Raw genomic sequence first — 16,769 nt, 5'->3', positions numbered from 1 at the left:
ACGAAGGGGACATCGCATGACCAGAATGCTGGCCACAACGGCGCTTGCAGTTGCGATCATGGCAGCCGGCGCGATGACATCTTCAGTGAAAGCCGATGAGCACCGCGGCGGTGATGCTGCACTGGGTGCGCTGTCGGGCGCTGTCGTGTTCGGCCCGGTCGGCGCCGTCGCCGGTGCAGTGGTCGGCTACACCGCCGGCCCATCGATCGCGCGCTCCTGGGGCTTTCGCCGCTCGCGCGCGGTCCGGTCACAGCAGGTCCGGCGACCGGTCAGAGACAGCCAGGCTGCGATGATCGACTCCGCTCAGCCACAGTCAGCGCCGCGCACCGGACCATCGGAGCCGAGAACGGCTGCCGCTGCGCCACCCGCCCCGCGCGGACCTGTTGCCCCGCCGGTGCAGACGCTCGAATAGTTGCGCAAATCTGCATGGTGGCTGGTCTGCTTGGTCGCAGGTCTGCTCAGTAGCCGCGGGCGCGATCGACGGTGTTCAACAACGGCTCGCCGCGCAGCAACCGTCGCGCATTGTCGGCGACCTGCAGCGTGATCGTCTCCCACGATGCGATCGCTGCCATGTGCGGTGTCACGAGCACGCCCGGCTCGCGCCACAGCGGATGATCTGACGGCAACGGCTCCTGCTCGAACACGTCGAGCACGGCGCCGCGCAGGTGACCGCTGCGAAGGAGGCCCACCAGGTCGTCCGTCACGACGTGCTCGCCGCGGCTGCACAGGATCAGCGCGGCGCCCTTGGGCAAGCGGCTCAGACGAGCCGCATCGAGCAGCCCGACCGTCGACGGCGTCAGCGGCAGCAGCGAGACCAGGATATCCGTCTCACTCAGGAACGCGTCGAGCGCATCAGCGCCGCTGAAGGTCGTGACGCCGGCAAGCTGCTTCGGCGAACGCGACCACGCGCTCACCGCAAAGCCAAGGTCGACGAGACGGAGCGCAGCGTCGGTACCGAGTGCGCCGAGCCCGAGAATGCCGACCCGACGGTCCTTTGCAGCGTACTGGTCGTAACGGCGCCACAGACCGTCACGCGCGTTGCTGATCACACGGTCGAAGTCGCGGTGGAAATACAGCGTCGCCCACAGCACGAACTCGGTCATCGCCGAGGTGATGTCGGGATCGACGATCCGGCATAGCGGCACATCAGGCAAGGTGGGATCGGAGAGGATGTTGTCGACGCCGGCCGCGATCGAATGGATCAGCTTCAGCTTCGGCATCGCCGCGAGCGCTCCCGGCTCCGGCTTCCAGCACACCGCAAGCTCAGCCTCGCGCGTCGCCGGCTCGGGCCATGACGACACGGTCACGCCCGGCAGCTCGCGCGCGAGCAGCGCCTTCATCGGATCCATCAGGCCGGGACGGCTGAGCAGCGCGATGCTGATCATGCCTTTGTCGATCCCTTGCGCAGCCCGCACCATTGCGCGACGAACATCGCGATCGACAGCGTGGTCTTGCGCACGCTGTCGAGATCGACGCGCTCGTCGAACGCGTGCGGACCGATGCCATAGGGTCCGTAGCACAGCGCCGGAATGCCGTAGTCGACCGTGTAGTAGCGGGTGTCGTTGACGGCGGTCGACAGCCGCACGTCGAGCGGCTTCTCGAACACGCGCGCATGTACTTCGGCGAGGGCCGCCTCCGCGGCGCTGCCGGGCTCGCACACCGCCGGATCGGCCTGGAAACCGCTCCACACCAGCTCGACCGGATTCTCCGACAGGAAACGATCCGTCGCCTGCGCCTTGGCGAGACACTCCGCGATGCCGACCATCGCCTGCGCCGGCGTCTCGCCGGGCAGCACGCCGAGGCGGCAGTCGAGGTCGCACCAGGCCGGCGTCGAGCTCGCCCAGTCGCCGCCCTTGATGATGCCGACGTTGAACTTGATCGGATCCTTCACCGCGGCGAACCAGGCGTTCGACCTGGCGCGTGCGTTGATCTCTGTCGTGTGCTCCTGGAAGGCACGGATGAGATGCATCGCCGAGAGAATGGCGTTGGTGCCGGTATCGGCATAGGCGACATGCACCGGCGTGCCGCGCACGCGCAGCCGGAACCAGATCGCGCCGACCTGGGCGCGCGTCAGCGTGTGACCGGTCGGCTCCGGAATCAGGCATGCGTCAGCCTTGTAACCGCGCATCAGCGTCGACAGCGCGCCGTTGCCGGTGCTCTCCTCCTCGGTGACTGTCTCCAGGTGAATGCGGCCGTCCGGCACGAAGCCGGCCGCCTTGATGGCGTCGAGCGCGAAGATCATCGCGGAGACGCCGGCCTTCATGTCCTGCGCGCCGCGCCCGATCATCCAGCCGTCGCGCACGACAGCCTCATAAGGCGGATCGTTCCAGAGATCGCCCGGTCCTTCCGGCACGACGTCGATGTGCCCCTGCAGGATCAGGCTGCGGCCCTTGCCTTCGCCATCGAGCGTCGCCACCACCTGTCTGGAGCCGTCGAGCGCAATGGTGTCCATCGGCGCCGCCTTCGGATGGCGCATCAGGTCGACATCTTCGAGGCTGAAGCGATCGACCTTGTAGCCGCGGCTCTCGAACTCGCCGGCCAGCCAGTCCTGCACCGGCGCTTCTTCACCGCGCAGGCTGCGAAACTGAACCAGTTGCTGCAGGAAGCCGACCTGCGCCGCGAAGTTGGCATCGACAGCGGCGGCGAGCCGCTCCATCACGTCATTCGGCACTGCCGCCGCAGTTTCAGTCACGCAAGCCTCCAGCCTTCCCACTCATCCCGGCCGCGCGTCAGGCGGCCAGGCATTTCTCCAGGATCGCGAGCCCTTCGTCCACGATCTCGTCCGACGCGGTGAGCGGCACCAGGATTCGGATCGTGCTCGCGGTCACGCCGCAGGACAACAGGATCAGACCATTCTCATGGGCCACCCGCGTCACGCGCTTGGTCATGTCAGCGTCCGGCTCGTCGCTGCCGCGCTGCCTGAGAATGTCGAATGCAACCATCGCGCCAGGACCACGTGGCTCGGAAACTGGAACCAGAGTGTTGGCGCGGGCGAAGCGCGTGATCGCGGCGCGCAGCCTGTCTCCGATGGCGTTGGCGCGGTCGAGCAGCTTCTCCTGCTCGAACACGTCGAGCACGGCGAGCGCCGCCGCACAGGCCAGCGGATTGCCGCCATAGGTGCCGCCGAGGCCGCCCGGCTCGGCCGCATCCATGATCGCGGCGCGGCCGATCACGCCCGACAGCGGCATGCCGCCGGCGAGGCTCTTGGCGACGCAGATGACGTCCGGCTGCACGTCGTAATGCTCCATTGCGAACATCTTGCCGGTGCGGCCGAATCCGGTCTGCACTTCATCCGCGATCAGCACGATGCCCTGGGCGTCGCAGATCCGGCGCAGGCCGCGCATCAGCTCCGGCGGCGCCTGGTGGAAACCGCCCTCGCCCTGCACCGGCTCGATGATGATGGCCGCGACCTGCGAGGCGTCGATGTCCGCCTTGAAGATGAAGTTGATGTAGGACAGCGTGTCCTCGACCGACACGTTGCTGCCGGCGATTGGGAACGGCGCGTGCCACACACCCGGCAGCGGCGGCCCGAAATGCTTCTTGTACGGCATCACCTTGCCGGTCATCGCATTGGCGAGCGCGGTCCGGCCATGGAAGGCGCCGGTGAAGGCGATGATGCCGCTGCGGCCCGTGGCGGCGCGCGCGATCTTGATGGCGTTCTCGGTCGCCTCCGCGCCTGTCGTCAGCAGGATCGACTTGGCCGGGCCCGAGATCGGCGCCAGCGCGTTGAGCCGCTCCGTGAGGCGCACATAGGGCTCATATTGCAGCACCTGGAAGCAGGTGTGGGTGAAGCGGTCGAGCTGGGCGCGGATCGCCGCCACCACATGCGGATGGCAGTGCCCGGTGTTGAGCACGGCAATGCCGCCGGCGAAATCGACGTAGCGCTTGCCCTCGACGTCCCAGACCTCGCTGTTGAGAGCGCGGTCGGCAAACAGCGGCGTCGCGTAGCTCACGCCCCTCACGACCGCCTCGTGCCGTCGCGCCAGCAGTTCCTCGTTCGCACCCGCCCCTCGCGCAATCATGGCTCAACTCCGTGCAGCAATGTCTGCACGGCAGGCTAAGGAGCGGGCGGATGAGATCAATCAGCTTGTTCCACACGACAGGTGACTTCAAGGCACCAGACGGAGGGACGACGGCGCCTACTGCGCCAGCACCGTCTTGAGCCAGGCCCGCAGCGCGACGATGACGGGCTCGTCCCAGCGCTCGCGCAGCGCGACGAGCTGATAGGCGCCCATCTGAACGGACGACGGCATCACCTCGACCAGCGCACCGCTGCGGATGTCATCCGCAACCAGCACCTCGTTGGCGAGCGCGACGCCCTGCCCGAAACGGGCGGCCTCGATCGCGAGATGCGCGTGCCACAGCCGCTGTCCGCGCAAGGTGACCGGCTCCGGATATCCCGCCAGCTCGAACCACTGCTCCCACTGCGCGGTCGACTCCTCGTGGATCAGCGCGGCCTTGGCGAGACCCGGGAGTGTCGCAATGGCGGGAAAGCGCGCCAGATAGGCCGGGCTCGCGACCGGGAACACGCGCGGTCTTACCAGCGCCTCGGCCATCAAGCTGCCGCCGGGTTCGATCGCCTCGGCATAGACGATCTCGGCATCCGCCTCGCCGCGCAGCAGGTCCGGATGCGACAGCGTCGGCTGCAAGTTGATGTCCCAGTTGCGCGGCGGACCGCTCAGCTCGGGCAGCCGCGCCAGCAGCCGCCGATTGGCGAGGCCCGGGATGCACCAGATGTTCAGGGTCGGCCGCGCCACAGGTCGAACCGCCGTGGTGGCGCGGGCGATGATGTCGAAGGCCTGGGTGACCTCGGCGTGAAACTGCCGGCCGGGCTCGGTGAGCGCGAGGCCGCGGCCCTCGGCGCGGACCAGCGCAACGCCGAGGCTGCGCTGCAGGTTCTGCAGATGGCGCGACACCACGGTGTGGCTGACGGCGAGCTCGTCGCCGGCGGCGCGCACGCTGCCCCGTCGCCCGACCGCCTCGAAGGCGCGCAGCGCGATGAGAGAGGGCAATCGGGGTCGCGTCATGCTCGCACAGTGGTCCACCTGCGCGATCCCACGCCCCCGTTCGCCTGCTGGCGAACCGCCACGATCCGAGAGTCCGCGGCTGATGTCGGAACACCGGCCACCCTGCCGACGTCCGGTGACCGAACGCGAGCAGGCCGGACTGGCGTGCTGCATCGGGTCGCGAGGGCGCTTGCGCGCGTCAGATCGCTCTTAGCGCCCGGAGACGCGGCGCGCCAGCCCAGATGCCGCCACAGTCACGACGCGCGCGATTGCCGTGCGCGAGCGTTAACGCGGCCAGACTTGCACCAAGGAATCCCCGAAGGATCGCACCGCGGCCCATCCAACCCGCCTCAATGTTTCCACAATCCGGATCTGAATCGGCGGTGCTTCGAGCAGGAGAACCCCATATGCGGATCACCCCAGTGATCTTCGTCGGTTCGCTGGCTGCCATCGCCGCGACGGCAGCGCCCGCACTGGCGAAGAATTCTCAGACGACCAGAACGGACGGGCAGACGGAGGAGCAGCCCTCCTCGTCCTCCCCGTGCCGCGCCTACCAGCAGGCTGCCGACGGAACCTGGAAGGAGCTGCCCTGCCAGGGTCAGGGCCAGACCGCGGCCGCGACCCGCCGGCAGCAGTCGGTGACAACAACGCCGAGCAGCGCAGCGCGCTAGCCAGGCTCGTCCGACGCGAGACGGCGGAGCGCGCCTGCGCTCCCGCCGTCATGTTTCGCGTACGCTCAATAAGGCGGCGCCTTGCGCGCCCGCTGCTCCCGGCCGGCTTCCACCCACCACAACAGATCATCGGCAAAGCGCGGGAACGCGCGCGCCAGCGCCTGGCCGGCATCGCCGGTCGGCTTGCCGTCGGCCAACAGCGCCTGCCCGATCGGCCCGACCGCCAGCGTGCTCGACACCACGACCATGCCCATCTCCGACAAGGTGCCGTGCCAGGCGGTGGCGGCGCGCGCGCCCGACAGCCGGCCCGCCGAGTAGCTCGCGATCGCAGCAGGTCGCCAGAACCATTCCTCCAGGAAGTGGTCGGTGAGGTTCTTCAGTCCCGGCTGCAGGCCCCAATTATATTCGCCGGTCACGAACACGAAGCCGTCGGCGGCGCGGATCTTGGCGGCAAGCTCGGCCATGGCCGGCGGCGCCTCGCCCGGCTTGTACTCCTTGTACATGCGGTCGAGCATCGGCAGGCCGACCGCCTTGGCGTCGATCAGCTCGACGTCCTGTCCCTTGGCTGTGAGGCCGTCGACGACGAATTGCGCGAGCCGGATGCCCATTCGGTCGACGCGATAGGAGCCGTAGAACACGAGGATGCGAAAGCTCATGGCGGGTCAACTCCTGGCCGGACGATCCGTGCCAGTCTACCACGCCCGCGCCACGGCGATCACGCCCCTGCGGCGCGCCCCGCGATGATGACGAACGCGCCGCGGACTTCGGCTGGGCCAGGTCGCGGCGCGTCGTCAGGTCTGAAGCCGTCAGGTCTGGACCTGTTGGAAAGGTGCTCTGGAGAATCGGACGACGACGCCGGGCGTATCGCCGCAGCGCCGAAAGATCAGCGGGTCACTGTGGCCGAGGCGGAGCGCTCGCTCGGCCGGCCGAACACGCTGCGGCAGCCGTCGCTGAGGCTGGCGCGCTGCTTCATCATGCAGGCGATGATGCGGTCGCGATCGGGGATCTCCGACGAGCACAGACGGAACACGTCGCCGGTGCACAGCCGCCGCTGGTCGTCTTCCGTGAAGGCATGGCCGGCGCGCGGGCTGGCGACCATCGCCAAGGCAAGTGCCGACATGGCGAGCCCCGCCATTGCCACATTCCAAGTCCGCATCCTGAACAGATGAGTTCGCATCAAGGTCCCCAATTCGCCCGCTGACTGTCCGGTTCACCCGCTGCCTTCGCATATGCCGCGAAGCAGTTGCCGCCGCAGAATCAAATGATGACACACAGCTGCGCGCCTTCAACACGCGCTCTTAGTCCTGCACCACAATTTTGCCGGCTGTTGCATCTTCGACTCGTTCGCGCCCGGAACCGGTCTGACGTCGCCAAATTGTCATTAGGCGAACGCAATCCGGCCCAGCCGCGCTCACACTCTCGCGGCGTAGTGGCGGCGAACCGATGGTGCTTCGGGCCATCACACCCAGAGTCGATGGTTGGGAGTTGAGGTCATGGCGTACACGATGATCGCCGAGCGGGAGTCGCAGAAGATCCGCAAGCAGCGCGAAAGCGCGCTGATCGTGATCGCCAATGCACAGGTCATGGCGGCGGAGGGCTGGACGGTCGTCATCACCGACGAGGACGGCAACATCCTGCCGCTCGCCGAGTTCGAAGCCGGCCTCTCGCAGAAGTTCTCATCCTGGTACAAGGCCAAGTCGCGGCCGGTGGTGCCGACCACGATCCCCGGACCAAACCTGTTCGCCGAGCCGGCCGCCGACGAGGCCGAGCCCGAGGCGGTGGTGGCGGCGGAGCTCGCCGCCGAGCAGGTCGAGAGCACCGCGGCCGAGGTCCAAGAGATCGCCGAGGACGATTTCGAGACGGCCGAGACCGCAAATGCGGTGCCGGCTGAACAAGCCGAGCACGAAGAGATCGAGCGGGACGCCGAGCTCGCCGGCTAGCGCTGCGGCCGCGCCGCAGCGCTGGGGGCCGTTACTCCCCGCCTTCGTAGAACAGCTCGAGCGGCAGGCCGACCTGTGCCTTGCCGATCCATTCCCGGGCGATGATGTTGGACGGCCCCATCGCGATCGCCGCGCGTGCATCGCGGAAAGCGCGCTCGATCGGACCGCGGTGGTAGCCATAGCCGCCGGTCACCGTCAGCGCCGTCGACGCCACCTTGTTGGCCACTTCAGCGGCGTGCACCTTGAACTCGGTCAGCGGGATCAGGATCTCGCTCTGCGGCTTGCCCGCGCGCCAGAGCTCGTCGAGCCGGTGCGCCAGCTCGATCCGCCACGGGCGCAGGCTCTCGACCAGCACTTTCGCCGCGCCGAGCTCCTGCCGGATCGCCTGGTAATCCGACAGGCTCTTGTTGCGGTCCTTGTGGACGAAGCCCGTGGTGTGCGCGACCGCAGCATTGAGCACGCCGCGTGCGAGCCCCTCCCACACCGCGCCGAGGCCGATCAGATAGACCGGCGAGACGCCGTCATAGATGATCTCCTTGCCCTGCCCCTCCGCGCCGAGCCGGTCGCGCTTGGGGACGTGCACGTTCTTGTAGCTGATGCCGCCGGAATGATTGGCGCGCACGCCCAGCGCCTCCCAGGGCCGCGACTGGATGCCCTCGGCCTTGCCGTCGACGATGAAGAAGATGATGTCGGCCTGGTCCTTGGCGCCGGGGGTGCGGGTCTGGGCGACATAGAAGTCGGCTTGTCCCGAGCTGGTCGTGAACGACTTGTCGGCATTGAGCCGGTAGTCCTCGCCGTCGCGCGACGCCTCCGACAGATTGTACCACCAGTGCCCACCGGTGGCGCGCTCGCTGGTCGAGTAGGTGCCGAGCAGCCGTCCCTGGTCCGCCTTCAGCCAGCGCTCCTTCTGGTCGTCGCTGCCGAACAGATTGATGGTCTGCGCCGCGCCGACATGCATGACATAGACGAGGCCGGTCGAGGCATCGGCCTGGCCGATGCGGTACGCGGCTTCGGCGAAATCGACGTGGCCGAGCCCGAGCCCGCCAAAACGGGGATCATTGAGCACGCCGGTCCAGCCGGCCTCGGCTAGCGCCAGCAGGTTCTCGCGGGGAAAGCGTCCCTCGTGGTCGTTGCGGTCGGCATTCGCCCTGATCACGTCAACGACAATGGCGTCGAGCTGCTCATAGGGCGCCGCCTCGATCTTGCGGGCAGCAGTGCTGGTCGGCATGGGAATGTCTCCTCTCGCTTCTGAAATCAGGCCACGGCCTGGGTGGATTGCGGCGGTGCGGTCGGGCCGCCCAGATAGAGATGCTTGATGTCGGGCCGCTGCCGGAGCTCCCGCGCGGAGCCGGACAGCACGCTGCGGCCGCCCTCCAGCACGATCGCCCGATCGGCGAAGCGCAGCGCCACGGTGGAGTTCTGCTCGGCGACCAGGATCGACAGCCCCCGCTCGGCGTTGAGCGCCTTGAGCGCGCGGAAGATGTTTTCGACCACCAGCGGCGCCAATCCCATCGATGGCTCGTCGAGCACCAGCAGCCTCGGCCGCGACATCAGCGCGCGGCCGATCGCGGTCATCTGCTGCTCGCCGCCGGAGGTCAGCCCGGCCAACGCCCGGCGATGCCGCGTGAGCTGCGGAAACAACGCGTAGACGCGTTCGAGGTCAGCGCTGATCTCGCCACGCCTGGCGTCGCGGCCGATCGCGCCAGTGATCAGGTTCTCCTCGACGCTCAGCGACGCAAAGCAATGCCGGCCTTCGAGCACCGGCACGAGCCCTGCCCGCACCAGCTGCGCCGCCGATGACGTGGATACGTCGCGTCCGTCATAGGTGATGCGGCCGCCGGTGACCTGGCCGCGCCGCGCCGGCAGCAGCGCCGACACCGCCTGCAACGTGGTCGACTTCCCCGCACCGTTGGCACCGAGCACGGCGACGATCTCGCCGGCACGCACGGCAAACGACACGTCGCTGACCGCGCGGATCGCCTGGTCATAGGTCGCGGCCAGATGCTCGACCGACAGCAGCACGTCGCTCATGATGAAATCTCCTAACTGCGCAGCGCGCGCCGCCGAGAGTTGCTCCGCGGCCGTCCTTCGAGACGCACGCCTACGGCGTGCTCCTCAGGACGAGGTCTGAACTCTTCGCAAGATCTGAACTCTTGACGAGGTGGAGACCCTCATGGTGAGGAGCGCCGCGGGCGGCGCGTCTCGAACCATGAGGCCCGAATAGTGCGCGGGAGACTGGCTCCCGCGCATGCAGGTCTCACTGACCGACCGGGTCGTCGCCTGAGGTCCGGATCTTGATGCCGTGCTCCTGCGCATAGGCGGTCGAGGACTTCTCGATGATCGGGCGCAGCGCCGCCCAGTCCGGCGAGATCCAGTCGGAGACGACCTTCCACTTGGCGCCGTCCCACTGCTGGAACGTGACGCGGCCATTGCCCTCGTGATTGTCCCAGGTGACGTTGATCGAGTGGAACAGGCCCTTGGCGCCGAGCGCCTCGACGCGCGCCGGATCGAGCGCGAGATGCTCAAAGCCCCAGCGCACCTCGTCGCCGGTCAGGGTCCGCTTGCCGAACTTCTCCTGCGCGATCCTGATCGCCTCGACGTTGAGGATGCCGTTCACGATGCCGAGGTTGTGGTAGACGCTGCCGATCCGCTTCTTGTCGTCGAGATTGCCCTTGCCGGCGCCATAGACGGTCTTGATGACCTCCTGCAGCACCGGATATTCGGCGCCCGACGCCTGCGTGGTGATCGCAACATAGCCCTTGGCGGCGTCGCCCGCCGGGATCACGTCTTCCTCCGAGTTGGACCAGACGTTGCCGATGATGTGGTCGACCGGGAAGCCTGTCTTCTGCGCGGTCTTCAGCGCCACCGGGTTCATCACGCCCCAGCCGCGCAGCACCACATAGTCGGCCTTGGCGCGGCGGATCGACAGCCATTGCGACTGCTGCTCATTGCCGGGATGCGGCACCTCGATCTGCTCGAGCTCGAAGCCGTATTTGTCCGACAACAGCTTGTAGATCGGGATCGTCTCCTTGCCGTAGGGCGAGCCGTGATACAGCACGACGATCTTCTTGCCCTTCAGCTTCTCCGGCCCGCCCTCGCGCGTGGCGATGTAGTTCACAATGCCCGAGGTCTCACTGTAGGGATTGAGCAGCAGCGGGAACACGTACGGGAAGACGCGGCCATCGGTGGAATCGGTGCGGCCGTGGTTGATCGTGATCAGCGGCACCTTGTCCTTGCTGATGCGATCGATCATCGCATACGCAATGCCGACCGAGAGCGGATTCCAGGCGGCGACGCCCGGACGGCTCTTCAGCCGCTCATAGACCTCGACGCCGCGCTCGACCTCATACTGCGTCTCGCCCTCGTCCCAGGTCAGCTTGACGCCATTGACGCCGCCGTCGCGGATGTTGATCAGGTTGAGATAGTCGATGAAGCCACCGAAGAAGCCGGTGCCGCCAGCCGCATAGGGGCCGACCCGGTAGCTCTGCAGGGGAAAGAACTGCTCGTCGGCCTTGGCCGGCAGGCTGGTCGCAAGCCCGAGGGCAAGTACCGCCCCCAAAGCCAGCTTGGCACGTCTGAACGTCGTCATCATGAATCTCCTTCTGGTATGACTGTTTCAGGTCTGTGGTGAACGGAGGCGACGCACTGCTGCGGCGGCACGATCGACGAGCGCAATCAGGCCGCGCGGCTCAGCGATGAGGACAGCGATGATCAACGCACCGATGACGATGCGCTGGCTCATTTCGAGCACGCCGGAATCGAACAGGCTGCCGAGCACGGCGGCCCCGAGCCGCGACAGCAGCAAGGGAAAGACGACGATGAACGCCGCGCCGACGAAGGCGCCGCGCAGCGAGGCCAGCCCGCCGATGATGATGATGAACAGGATCTGGAACGAGCGATCGAGATTGAAGCCGGCCGGCTCGACCGTGCGCAGATACGCGAACGCCCAGAGCACGCCGGCCACGCCGATCAGGAACGACGAGAAGCCGAAGGCGAGCAGCTTGGTGCGCAGCAGCGGCACGCCGATCACCTTGGCCGCGATCTCGTGGTCGCGCACCGCGATGAAGTTGCGGCCGGTCTGCGACGCCAGCAGCCGCGCCGTCAGCGCGGTGGCGATCACGACGATGCTCAGCGAGAATACGTAGCGGCCGGTCGCCGAGGTGAAGGTCAGGCTGCCGACGCGGAGCACCGGCGCGTCGATCACGCCGGATGCATTGTCGTTGGAGAACCAGCCGAACTTGGTCAGTGCCCATTGCACGAAGAACTGCGCGGCGAGCGTCGAGACCGCGAGATAGAAGCCGCGCAGGCGCAGGCTCGGCAGGCCGAACACGATGCCGACGGCGGCGGCGATGCCGCCGGCCAGCACGATGTCGGCGAGCAGCGGCAGCGCCGGCAATCTCAGGTTGAGATTGTAGGCCGCATAAGCGCCGACCGCGAGGAACGCGGCCGAGCCCAGCGACACCTGGCCGGCATAGCCGGTCAGCACATTGAGGCCGACCGCCGCCAGCGCCAGCGCCAGGAACGGCGTCAGCACCGCGTCCATCAGATAGTCGGAGCCGATCAGCGGCACGAGGCCGTAGCCGAGCAGAAGCAGCAGGACGACGCCGAGCACGTTCGGAGTGAGCCAGGAGGCTCGCGCCGTCGGCAGAGCGGTTTCGGTGATCGTCGTCATCACACCCGCTCCACCAGCTTCTGGCCGAACAGGCCGGAGGGTCGCACCAGCAGCAACGCCAGCGCCACGACATAGGCCGCCCAGGCCTCGATGCCGCCGCCGAAGAAAGGCCCGACATAGACCTCGGCGAGCTTCTCGATCGCGCCGATCAGCAGGCCGCCGACGATCGCGCCGGTGATGGAATCGAAGCCGCCCAGCACCAGCACCGGCAGCGCCTTCAGCACCACCAGCGACAGCGAGAACTGCACGCCGAGCCGCGCGCCCCACAACAGGCCCGCGACCAGCGCGACGATGCCGGCGGCGGTCCACACCGCGGCCCAGACCCGCGGCAGCCGCAGGCCCACGGCAAGCGCGGCGAACTGATCATCGGCCACGGCGCGGAATGCGAGCCCGGTGCGGGTGTAGCGGAAGAACAGCGTGAACAGCGCCACCAGGCTGCCGGCCACACCTGCCGCGAACAGGTCGAAGCGGCTGATGAAGACGCCGCCGATATCGAACGGAATGTCGCTGACGCCGATGTCGAGCCCGTGCACCTGCGTGCCCCACAGCAGCTGCGCCGCGCCCTCGATCACATAAGAGAGTCCCAGCGTCGCCATGAACAGCGTGATCGGCGGCTGGTTGATCAGCGGCCGCAGCACGGCGCGCTCGATCGTGATGCCCAGCGCGACCATGATCGCCAAGGTCGCCAGCGGCGCCAGCGCGAACGGCGTGCCGCGCTCGACCAGGCTGACGAAGGTCAGCGCAGCAAACAGCAGCATCGCGCCTTGGGCAAAATTGAGCACGCCCGAGGTCTTGTAGATCAGCACGAAGCCGATCGCGACCAGCGAGTACATCACCCCGGAGAGCAGCCCGCCGACCAGCACTTCGATCAGGAATTGATAGTCGAACATCAGATCGCGAGCTCCGTTTCGTCCTCATGGGCGACGCCGAGATAGGCATCGATGACCGCCTGGTTGGTGCGGATCTCGGCGGGTGGCCCGTCGGCGATCTTGCGGCCGTAGTCGAGCACGGCGATGTGGTCGGAGAGATCCATGACGATGCCGATGTCGTGCTCGATCAGCACGATGGTGGTGCCGTAGCGGTCACGCGCACCGCGCACATGCTGCGCCAGCTCCTGCTTCTCGCTCAGCGTGACGCCGGCGAAAGGCTCGTCGAGCAGCAGCAGCTTCGGCCGGGCCACCAGCGCGCGCGCCAGCTCGACGCGCTTCTGCAGGCCGTAGGGCAGCGTACCGGCCACCCGGTCACTCACCTCGGCGAGATGCAGGAAGCCGATGACCTCCTCGGCCGCCGCGCGATTCTCAGCCTCGATCCGCCGCGCCAGCGGCGAGCCGACGAGTTGGCGGATGAAGCCCGTGCGGACGCGATGCGCCAGCCCCATCAGCACGTTGTCGAAGACGGACAGTCCCTTGAACAGCGCGAGGTTCTGGAACGTGCGGGCGACGCCATGGCGCGCCAGCCACGCTGTCGGCACCTGGCGGAACGCATGATCGCCGAGCCACACCTCGCCCTGGTCCGGCTGGTAGAGCCCGCTGACGACGTTGAGCAGCGAGCTCTTGCCGGCGCCATTGGGACCGATCACGGCGCGGATCTCGCCCTCCGCGACGTCGAGATCGACATCGCGGAGCGCGGTGAGGCCGCCGAACGACAGCGAGATGTTGGCGAGCCGCAGCACCGGGCGCGGCGCGCCGCTCGCGGCGGATGCTGGCGTGTCAGCCAGCTCCGCCGCGAGCACCTGACGCGCCGTTCCTGGAGCCCAAGTCTCCAGGGCCAGCACGTCCAGCGATGTCGTAAGCCCGCTCAACAGCATCGCTCCCTTGCCCTACTCTGCGGCCTGGACGCGCACGCCGGCCTTGGCCGCGGCTTTGGCCTCGAGCTCGCGCACCAGCGGGATCACGTGCTTGCCGAAATAGGCCACCTCCTCCTGGAAATGCAGGAAGCCGAGCAGGACGAGATCGACGCCGACCTCCTTGAGCGCGACGATGCGCTCGGCGATCTGCAGGGGCGTTCCGATCAAATTGGTCTTGAAGCCGTCATTGTACTGGACGAGATCCTCGAAGGTCGATTTCGCCCAATTGCCCTCGCGCTCCGGCGAGGCCTTGCCGGCATTCGCCACCTCATGCGCGAAGGCATGGACGGCTTCGGGGTTGGCCTTCTCGATGATCTCCTTCAGGACGGCCTGCGCCTCGGCCTCGGTGTCGCGCGCGATCGCGAAGGCGTTGACGCCGATCTTGACGGAATGATTGTTGGCCTTCGCCTTGGCCCGGATGTCGTCGACCTGGGCCTTGATGCCCTCGACCGAATTGCCGTTGGTGAAGTACCAGTCGGACACGCGCGAGGCCATGTCGCGCGCCGCTCGCGAGCTGCCGCCCTGGAAGATCTCGGGCTGCGGATCGATCGGCTTCGGCTTCAGCGAGTAGTTCGTGAAGCGATAGAAGTCGCCGCGGAAATTGAAATTGTCCTCGGTCCAGATGCCCCGGAGGACGCGAATGAATTCTTCCGATCGCCGGTAGCGCTCGTCATGGTCGAGCCAGGGCTCGCCGATCGCCGCAAACTCGCCGCGGAACCAGCCGCTGACGATGTTCACCGCGACGCGGCCTTCGGTGAGATGATTGATGGTGGCGAGCTGCTTGGCGACCACGGCCGGATGCCACGGGCCGGGCAGGATCGCGGCGATCACCTTCAGCGTCGTGGTCGCCTCCAGCAGCGCGTGGCTGAACGAGACTGATTCATGCTGATATTCGGCGCCATAGCCGGCCGTGAAGCGGATCTGGCTCAGCGCGTAGTCGAACCCGCTCGCTTCGGCGATCTGCGCCAGCTTCTTGTTGTAGCCGATGTCCCAGCTCGTCCGCTGCTCGATGTTGGAGATCACCAGGCCGCCCGAGACATTGGGCACCCAATAGGCGAACTTGATGGACGTATCCTTGGTCGTCATGAGCTCCTCGCTTGCTGTCATGATCATGAGCTCCGGCACCGCCCGCATGAGGACGCGCGCCGGCGTTTGCGCTGCCAGACGGCAGCGCATGGTGGATTGCTTCACGGTGTTGCGTGATGCGCAGGCCACGCCTGCGTGTGTCGCGACGCTCTCGCGCCGCGACCGTCATTCAATGATTCAACAAAGCCAGGCGCAGACCGTGCGCGACAGGCTTCCAGTCATGTCATTCATGAGTGGAGCCGCCTCGCCATCGTGGCGGCTGATATGGCCGATCATGCACGTCCCCTCTGTCAATCACCATCGACCGACGGGCAAAGTGTCGCAGAGAAGCGCTGAGCCAGCGAGTCCAAGACCGTCTCTTTTTGACGGCGGAGGTAAAAACGTCTTCCGTAGTTTTGCGTGGTGAGAACGGTTTGTCCTTTCGGCCGGCTTCAGTTCCGTCCGCCAGAACAAATCATCATCCCTCGAACTAATAGCTTTGCGCGCAAGCAGTCAGCTTGCTGCTCTGACGCAAGACAACAGTGGTCAAAAAAGAATGGCTGCACTGCCCGTCGGGCAAATCAGTGCGCGTTCTTCTCCGAAGCTACCGCATTCGGAGGTTGAATCGGCAACGTCAGCGATGCGCGCGGAAACGATTTTCTCCTGGCGCATCAAGCTGATTTGGGCTGTCCAGTCCCACCGTCAAAAATTTTCCGCTTTTCCTAAGCGCGATTTGCTGCTTTCCTCAGGCCATCCCGTGCTCACATGAGGGGCGGTTCGCGGTCGTCACGGACGTCGAGCGCGGGGAGCGGTGGACGCGATGGCAGCGCAGCGCATCTTGCGCCGACGAACGTTGCCGTTGCGTACGGTCAAGTCGCGTGGTCCTGGCATCCCGACGCTGATGCCGCGCTGGTGCGGAAGCATCATGCGCAAAACGGTGACCAGAAAGCCCGGCGCACCGGGGAGAACGCGAAGCAGCCGTGAAGACCATCGCGCGGGGAATGCCGGTTGTCGGCTGAACCTGTGGTGACTGCCGCCTGCTTTTCTTTCTGCAGGCGGGCCATGGGTTGCGGCCAGCAGCCCGGCATTCCCCGCGCCCTCTTCTCTGCGGAGGGCAAGACGGATGGATCACTCGGACGCGATATGCGTGGCGAGAACGCGAGGACGTGCGTCGATGTGCTACGCGCCGACATCCCGGAATCTACAAGAGGTGGGGTGACGTGATTTGCAGAGCGGCGCCTCGACATTCTCGCTGTCATTCCGGGGCGCGCGCAGCGCGAGCCCGGAATCCATACCCACAGGCGGGACATGTTGGGCAAGCTGGAGCGGCCAGCATGCCTCACACCGCCGCTCGTGGCTATGGATGCCGGGCTCGCGCGTGCCGCGCGCCCCGGCATGACGACGTTGAGAGACCGTGGCCCCACTCACCGCCGTCATGCCCCGCGCAGGCGGGGCATCCAGTACGCCGCGGCCTCTTGGTCGATCACGGCGGCCTCGGAGTACTGAGTCGCCCGGTCAAGCCGGGCGATGACAGCGCGTAAAACAGCGGACGGTCGAACGATGCGAGAG

General features: G+C 66.9%; 16 protein-coding genes. 3 read left to right on the top strand and 13 right to left on the bottom strand.

Going from position 1 to position 16,769, the window contains the following annotated elements; translation table 11 throughout:
* Positions 1–16: 16 nt before the first annotated feature.
* The gene (locus QQL87_RS00310) at positions 17–412 is read left to right on the top strand and encodes a hypothetical protein (RefSeq protein WP_284416365.1); all 396 of its coding nucleotides are present in this window, start codon (positions 17–19) and stop codon (positions 410–412) included.
* Positions 413–458: 46 nt separating this feature from the next.
* Here QQL87_RS00310 and QQL87_RS00305 read toward each other — a convergent pair whose 3' ends face one another.
* The 4 genes from QQL87_RS00305 to QQL87_RS00290 form a co-directional block, all read right to left on the bottom strand.
* The gene (locus QQL87_RS00305) at positions 459–1,385 is read right to left on the bottom strand and encodes a 2-hydroxyacid dehydrogenase (protein ID WP_284416366.1); all 927 of its coding nucleotides are present in this window, start codon (positions 1,383–1,385) and stop codon (positions 459–461) included.
* Positions 1,382–2,692, bottom strand: a complete 1,311-nt coding sequence (locus QQL87_RS00300) for an ArgE/DapE family deacylase (RefSeq protein WP_284416367.1) — start codon at positions 2,690–2,692, stop codon at positions 1,382–1,384. The genes QQL87_RS00305 and QQL87_RS00300 overlap by 4 nt, the downstream gene beginning before the upstream one ends.
* A 37-nt stretch (positions 2,693–2,729) precedes the next feature.
* On the bottom strand, positions 2,730–4,022 hold the full coding sequence (gabT, locus tag QQL87_RS00295) for a 4-aminobutyrate--2-oxoglutarate transaminase (protein ID WP_284416368.1): 1,293 nt from the start codon (positions 4,020–4,022) through the stop codon (positions 2,730–2,732).
* Positions 4,023–4,139: 117 nt separating this feature from the next.
* Positions 4,140–5,027: a LysR substrate-binding domain-containing protein gene (locus QQL87_RS00290; RefSeq protein WP_284416369.1), complete on the bottom strand. Its 888-nt coding sequence runs from the start codon at positions 5,025–5,027 to the stop codon at positions 4,140–4,142.
* Positions 5,028–5,413: 386 nt separating this feature from the next.
* Here QQL87_RS00290 and QQL87_RS00285 point away from each other — a divergent pair, with 386 nt between their 5' ends.
* On the top strand, positions 5,414–5,677 hold the full coding sequence (locus QQL87_RS00285; protein ID WP_284416370.1) for a hypothetical protein: 264 nt from the start codon (positions 5,414–5,416) through the stop codon (positions 5,675–5,677).
* A gap of 65 nt (positions 5,678–5,742) precedes the next feature.
* On the opposite strand, the gene QQL87_RS00280 is transcribed toward QQL87_RS00285, so the two are convergent.
* Together QQL87_RS00280 and QQL87_RS00275 are read right to left on the bottom strand one after the other, a co-directional pair.
* Positions 5,743–6,333: an NADPH-dependent FMN reductase gene (locus QQL87_RS00280; RefSeq protein ID WP_284416371.1), complete on the bottom strand. Its 591-nt coding sequence runs from the start codon at positions 6,331–6,333 to the stop codon at positions 5,743–5,745.
* Between the two features lie 227 nt (positions 6,334–6,560).
* Entirely contained in the window at positions 6,561–6,812 is a 252-nt protein-coding gene (locus tag QQL87_RS00275; protein WP_502871117.1) for a hypothetical protein, read from the bottom strand.
* A gap of 358 nt (positions 6,813–7,170) precedes the next feature.
* Here QQL87_RS00275 and QQL87_RS00270 point away from each other — a divergent pair, with 358 nt between their 5' ends.
* Entirely contained in the window at positions 7,171–7,617 is a 447-nt protein-coding gene (locus QQL87_RS00270; RefSeq protein ID WP_284416373.1) for a hypothetical protein, read from the top strand.
* Positions 7,618–7,648: 31 nt separating this feature from the next.
* Here QQL87_RS00270 and QQL87_RS00265 read toward each other — a convergent pair whose 3' ends face one another.
* The 7 genes from QQL87_RS00265 to sfnG form a co-directional block, all read right to left on the bottom strand.
* Entirely contained in the window at positions 7,649–8,845 is a 1,197-nt protein-coding gene (locus QQL87_RS00265; RefSeq protein ID WP_284416374.1) for an acyl-CoA dehydrogenase family protein, read from the bottom strand.
* 26 nt (positions 8,846–8,871) lie between these two features.
* Positions 8,872–9,648, bottom strand: coding sequence for an ABC transporter ATP-binding protein (locus QQL87_RS00260; protein ID WP_284416375.1), 777 nt, complete (start codon positions 9,646–9,648; stop codon positions 8,872–8,874).
* A 226-nt stretch (positions 9,649–9,874) separates the two neighbouring features.
* Positions 9,875–11,206, bottom strand: coding sequence for an ABC transporter substrate-binding protein (locus QQL87_RS00255; RefSeq protein WP_284416376.1), 1,332 nt, complete (start codon positions 11,204–11,206; stop codon positions 9,875–9,877).
* Between the two features lie 27 nt (positions 11,207–11,233).
* Entirely contained in the window at positions 11,234–12,289 is a 1,056-nt protein-coding gene (locus QQL87_RS00250; protein WP_284416377.1) for a branched-chain amino acid ABC transporter permease, read from the bottom strand.
* A complete protein-coding gene (locus QQL87_RS00245) occupies positions 12,289–13,179 on the bottom strand; it encodes a branched-chain amino acid ABC transporter permease (RefSeq protein WP_284416378.1) in 891 nt (296 codons plus the stop codon). Before QQL87_RS00245 ends, QQL87_RS00250 begins: the two co-directional genes overlap by 1 nt.
* Positions 13,179–14,096 (bottom strand): ABC transporter ATP-binding protein, encoded by a 918-nt coding sequence (locus tag QQL87_RS00240; protein ID WP_284416379.1) that lies wholly within the window; start codon positions 14,094–14,096, stop codon positions 13,179–13,181. The genes QQL87_RS00245 and QQL87_RS00240 overlap by 1 nt, the downstream gene beginning before the upstream one ends.
* Before the next feature lie 12 nt (positions 14,097–14,108).
* Entirely contained in the window at positions 14,109–15,221 is a 1,113-nt protein-coding gene (gene sfnG, locus QQL87_RS00235; protein WP_284416455.1) for a dimethylsulfone monooxygenase SfnG, read from the bottom strand.
* Positions 15,222–16,769 lie beyond the last annotated feature (1,548 nt).

This window comes from Bradyrhizobium sp. SSBR45G, from assembly GCF_030159255.1.
Classification (GTDB): domain Bacteria; phylum Pseudomonadota; class Alphaproteobacteria; order Rhizobiales; family Xanthobacteraceae; genus Bradyrhizobium.
The sequence above is the reverse complement of the archived record's forward strand: the minus strand, read 5'-3'. Positions and strand labels throughout refer to the sequence as shown.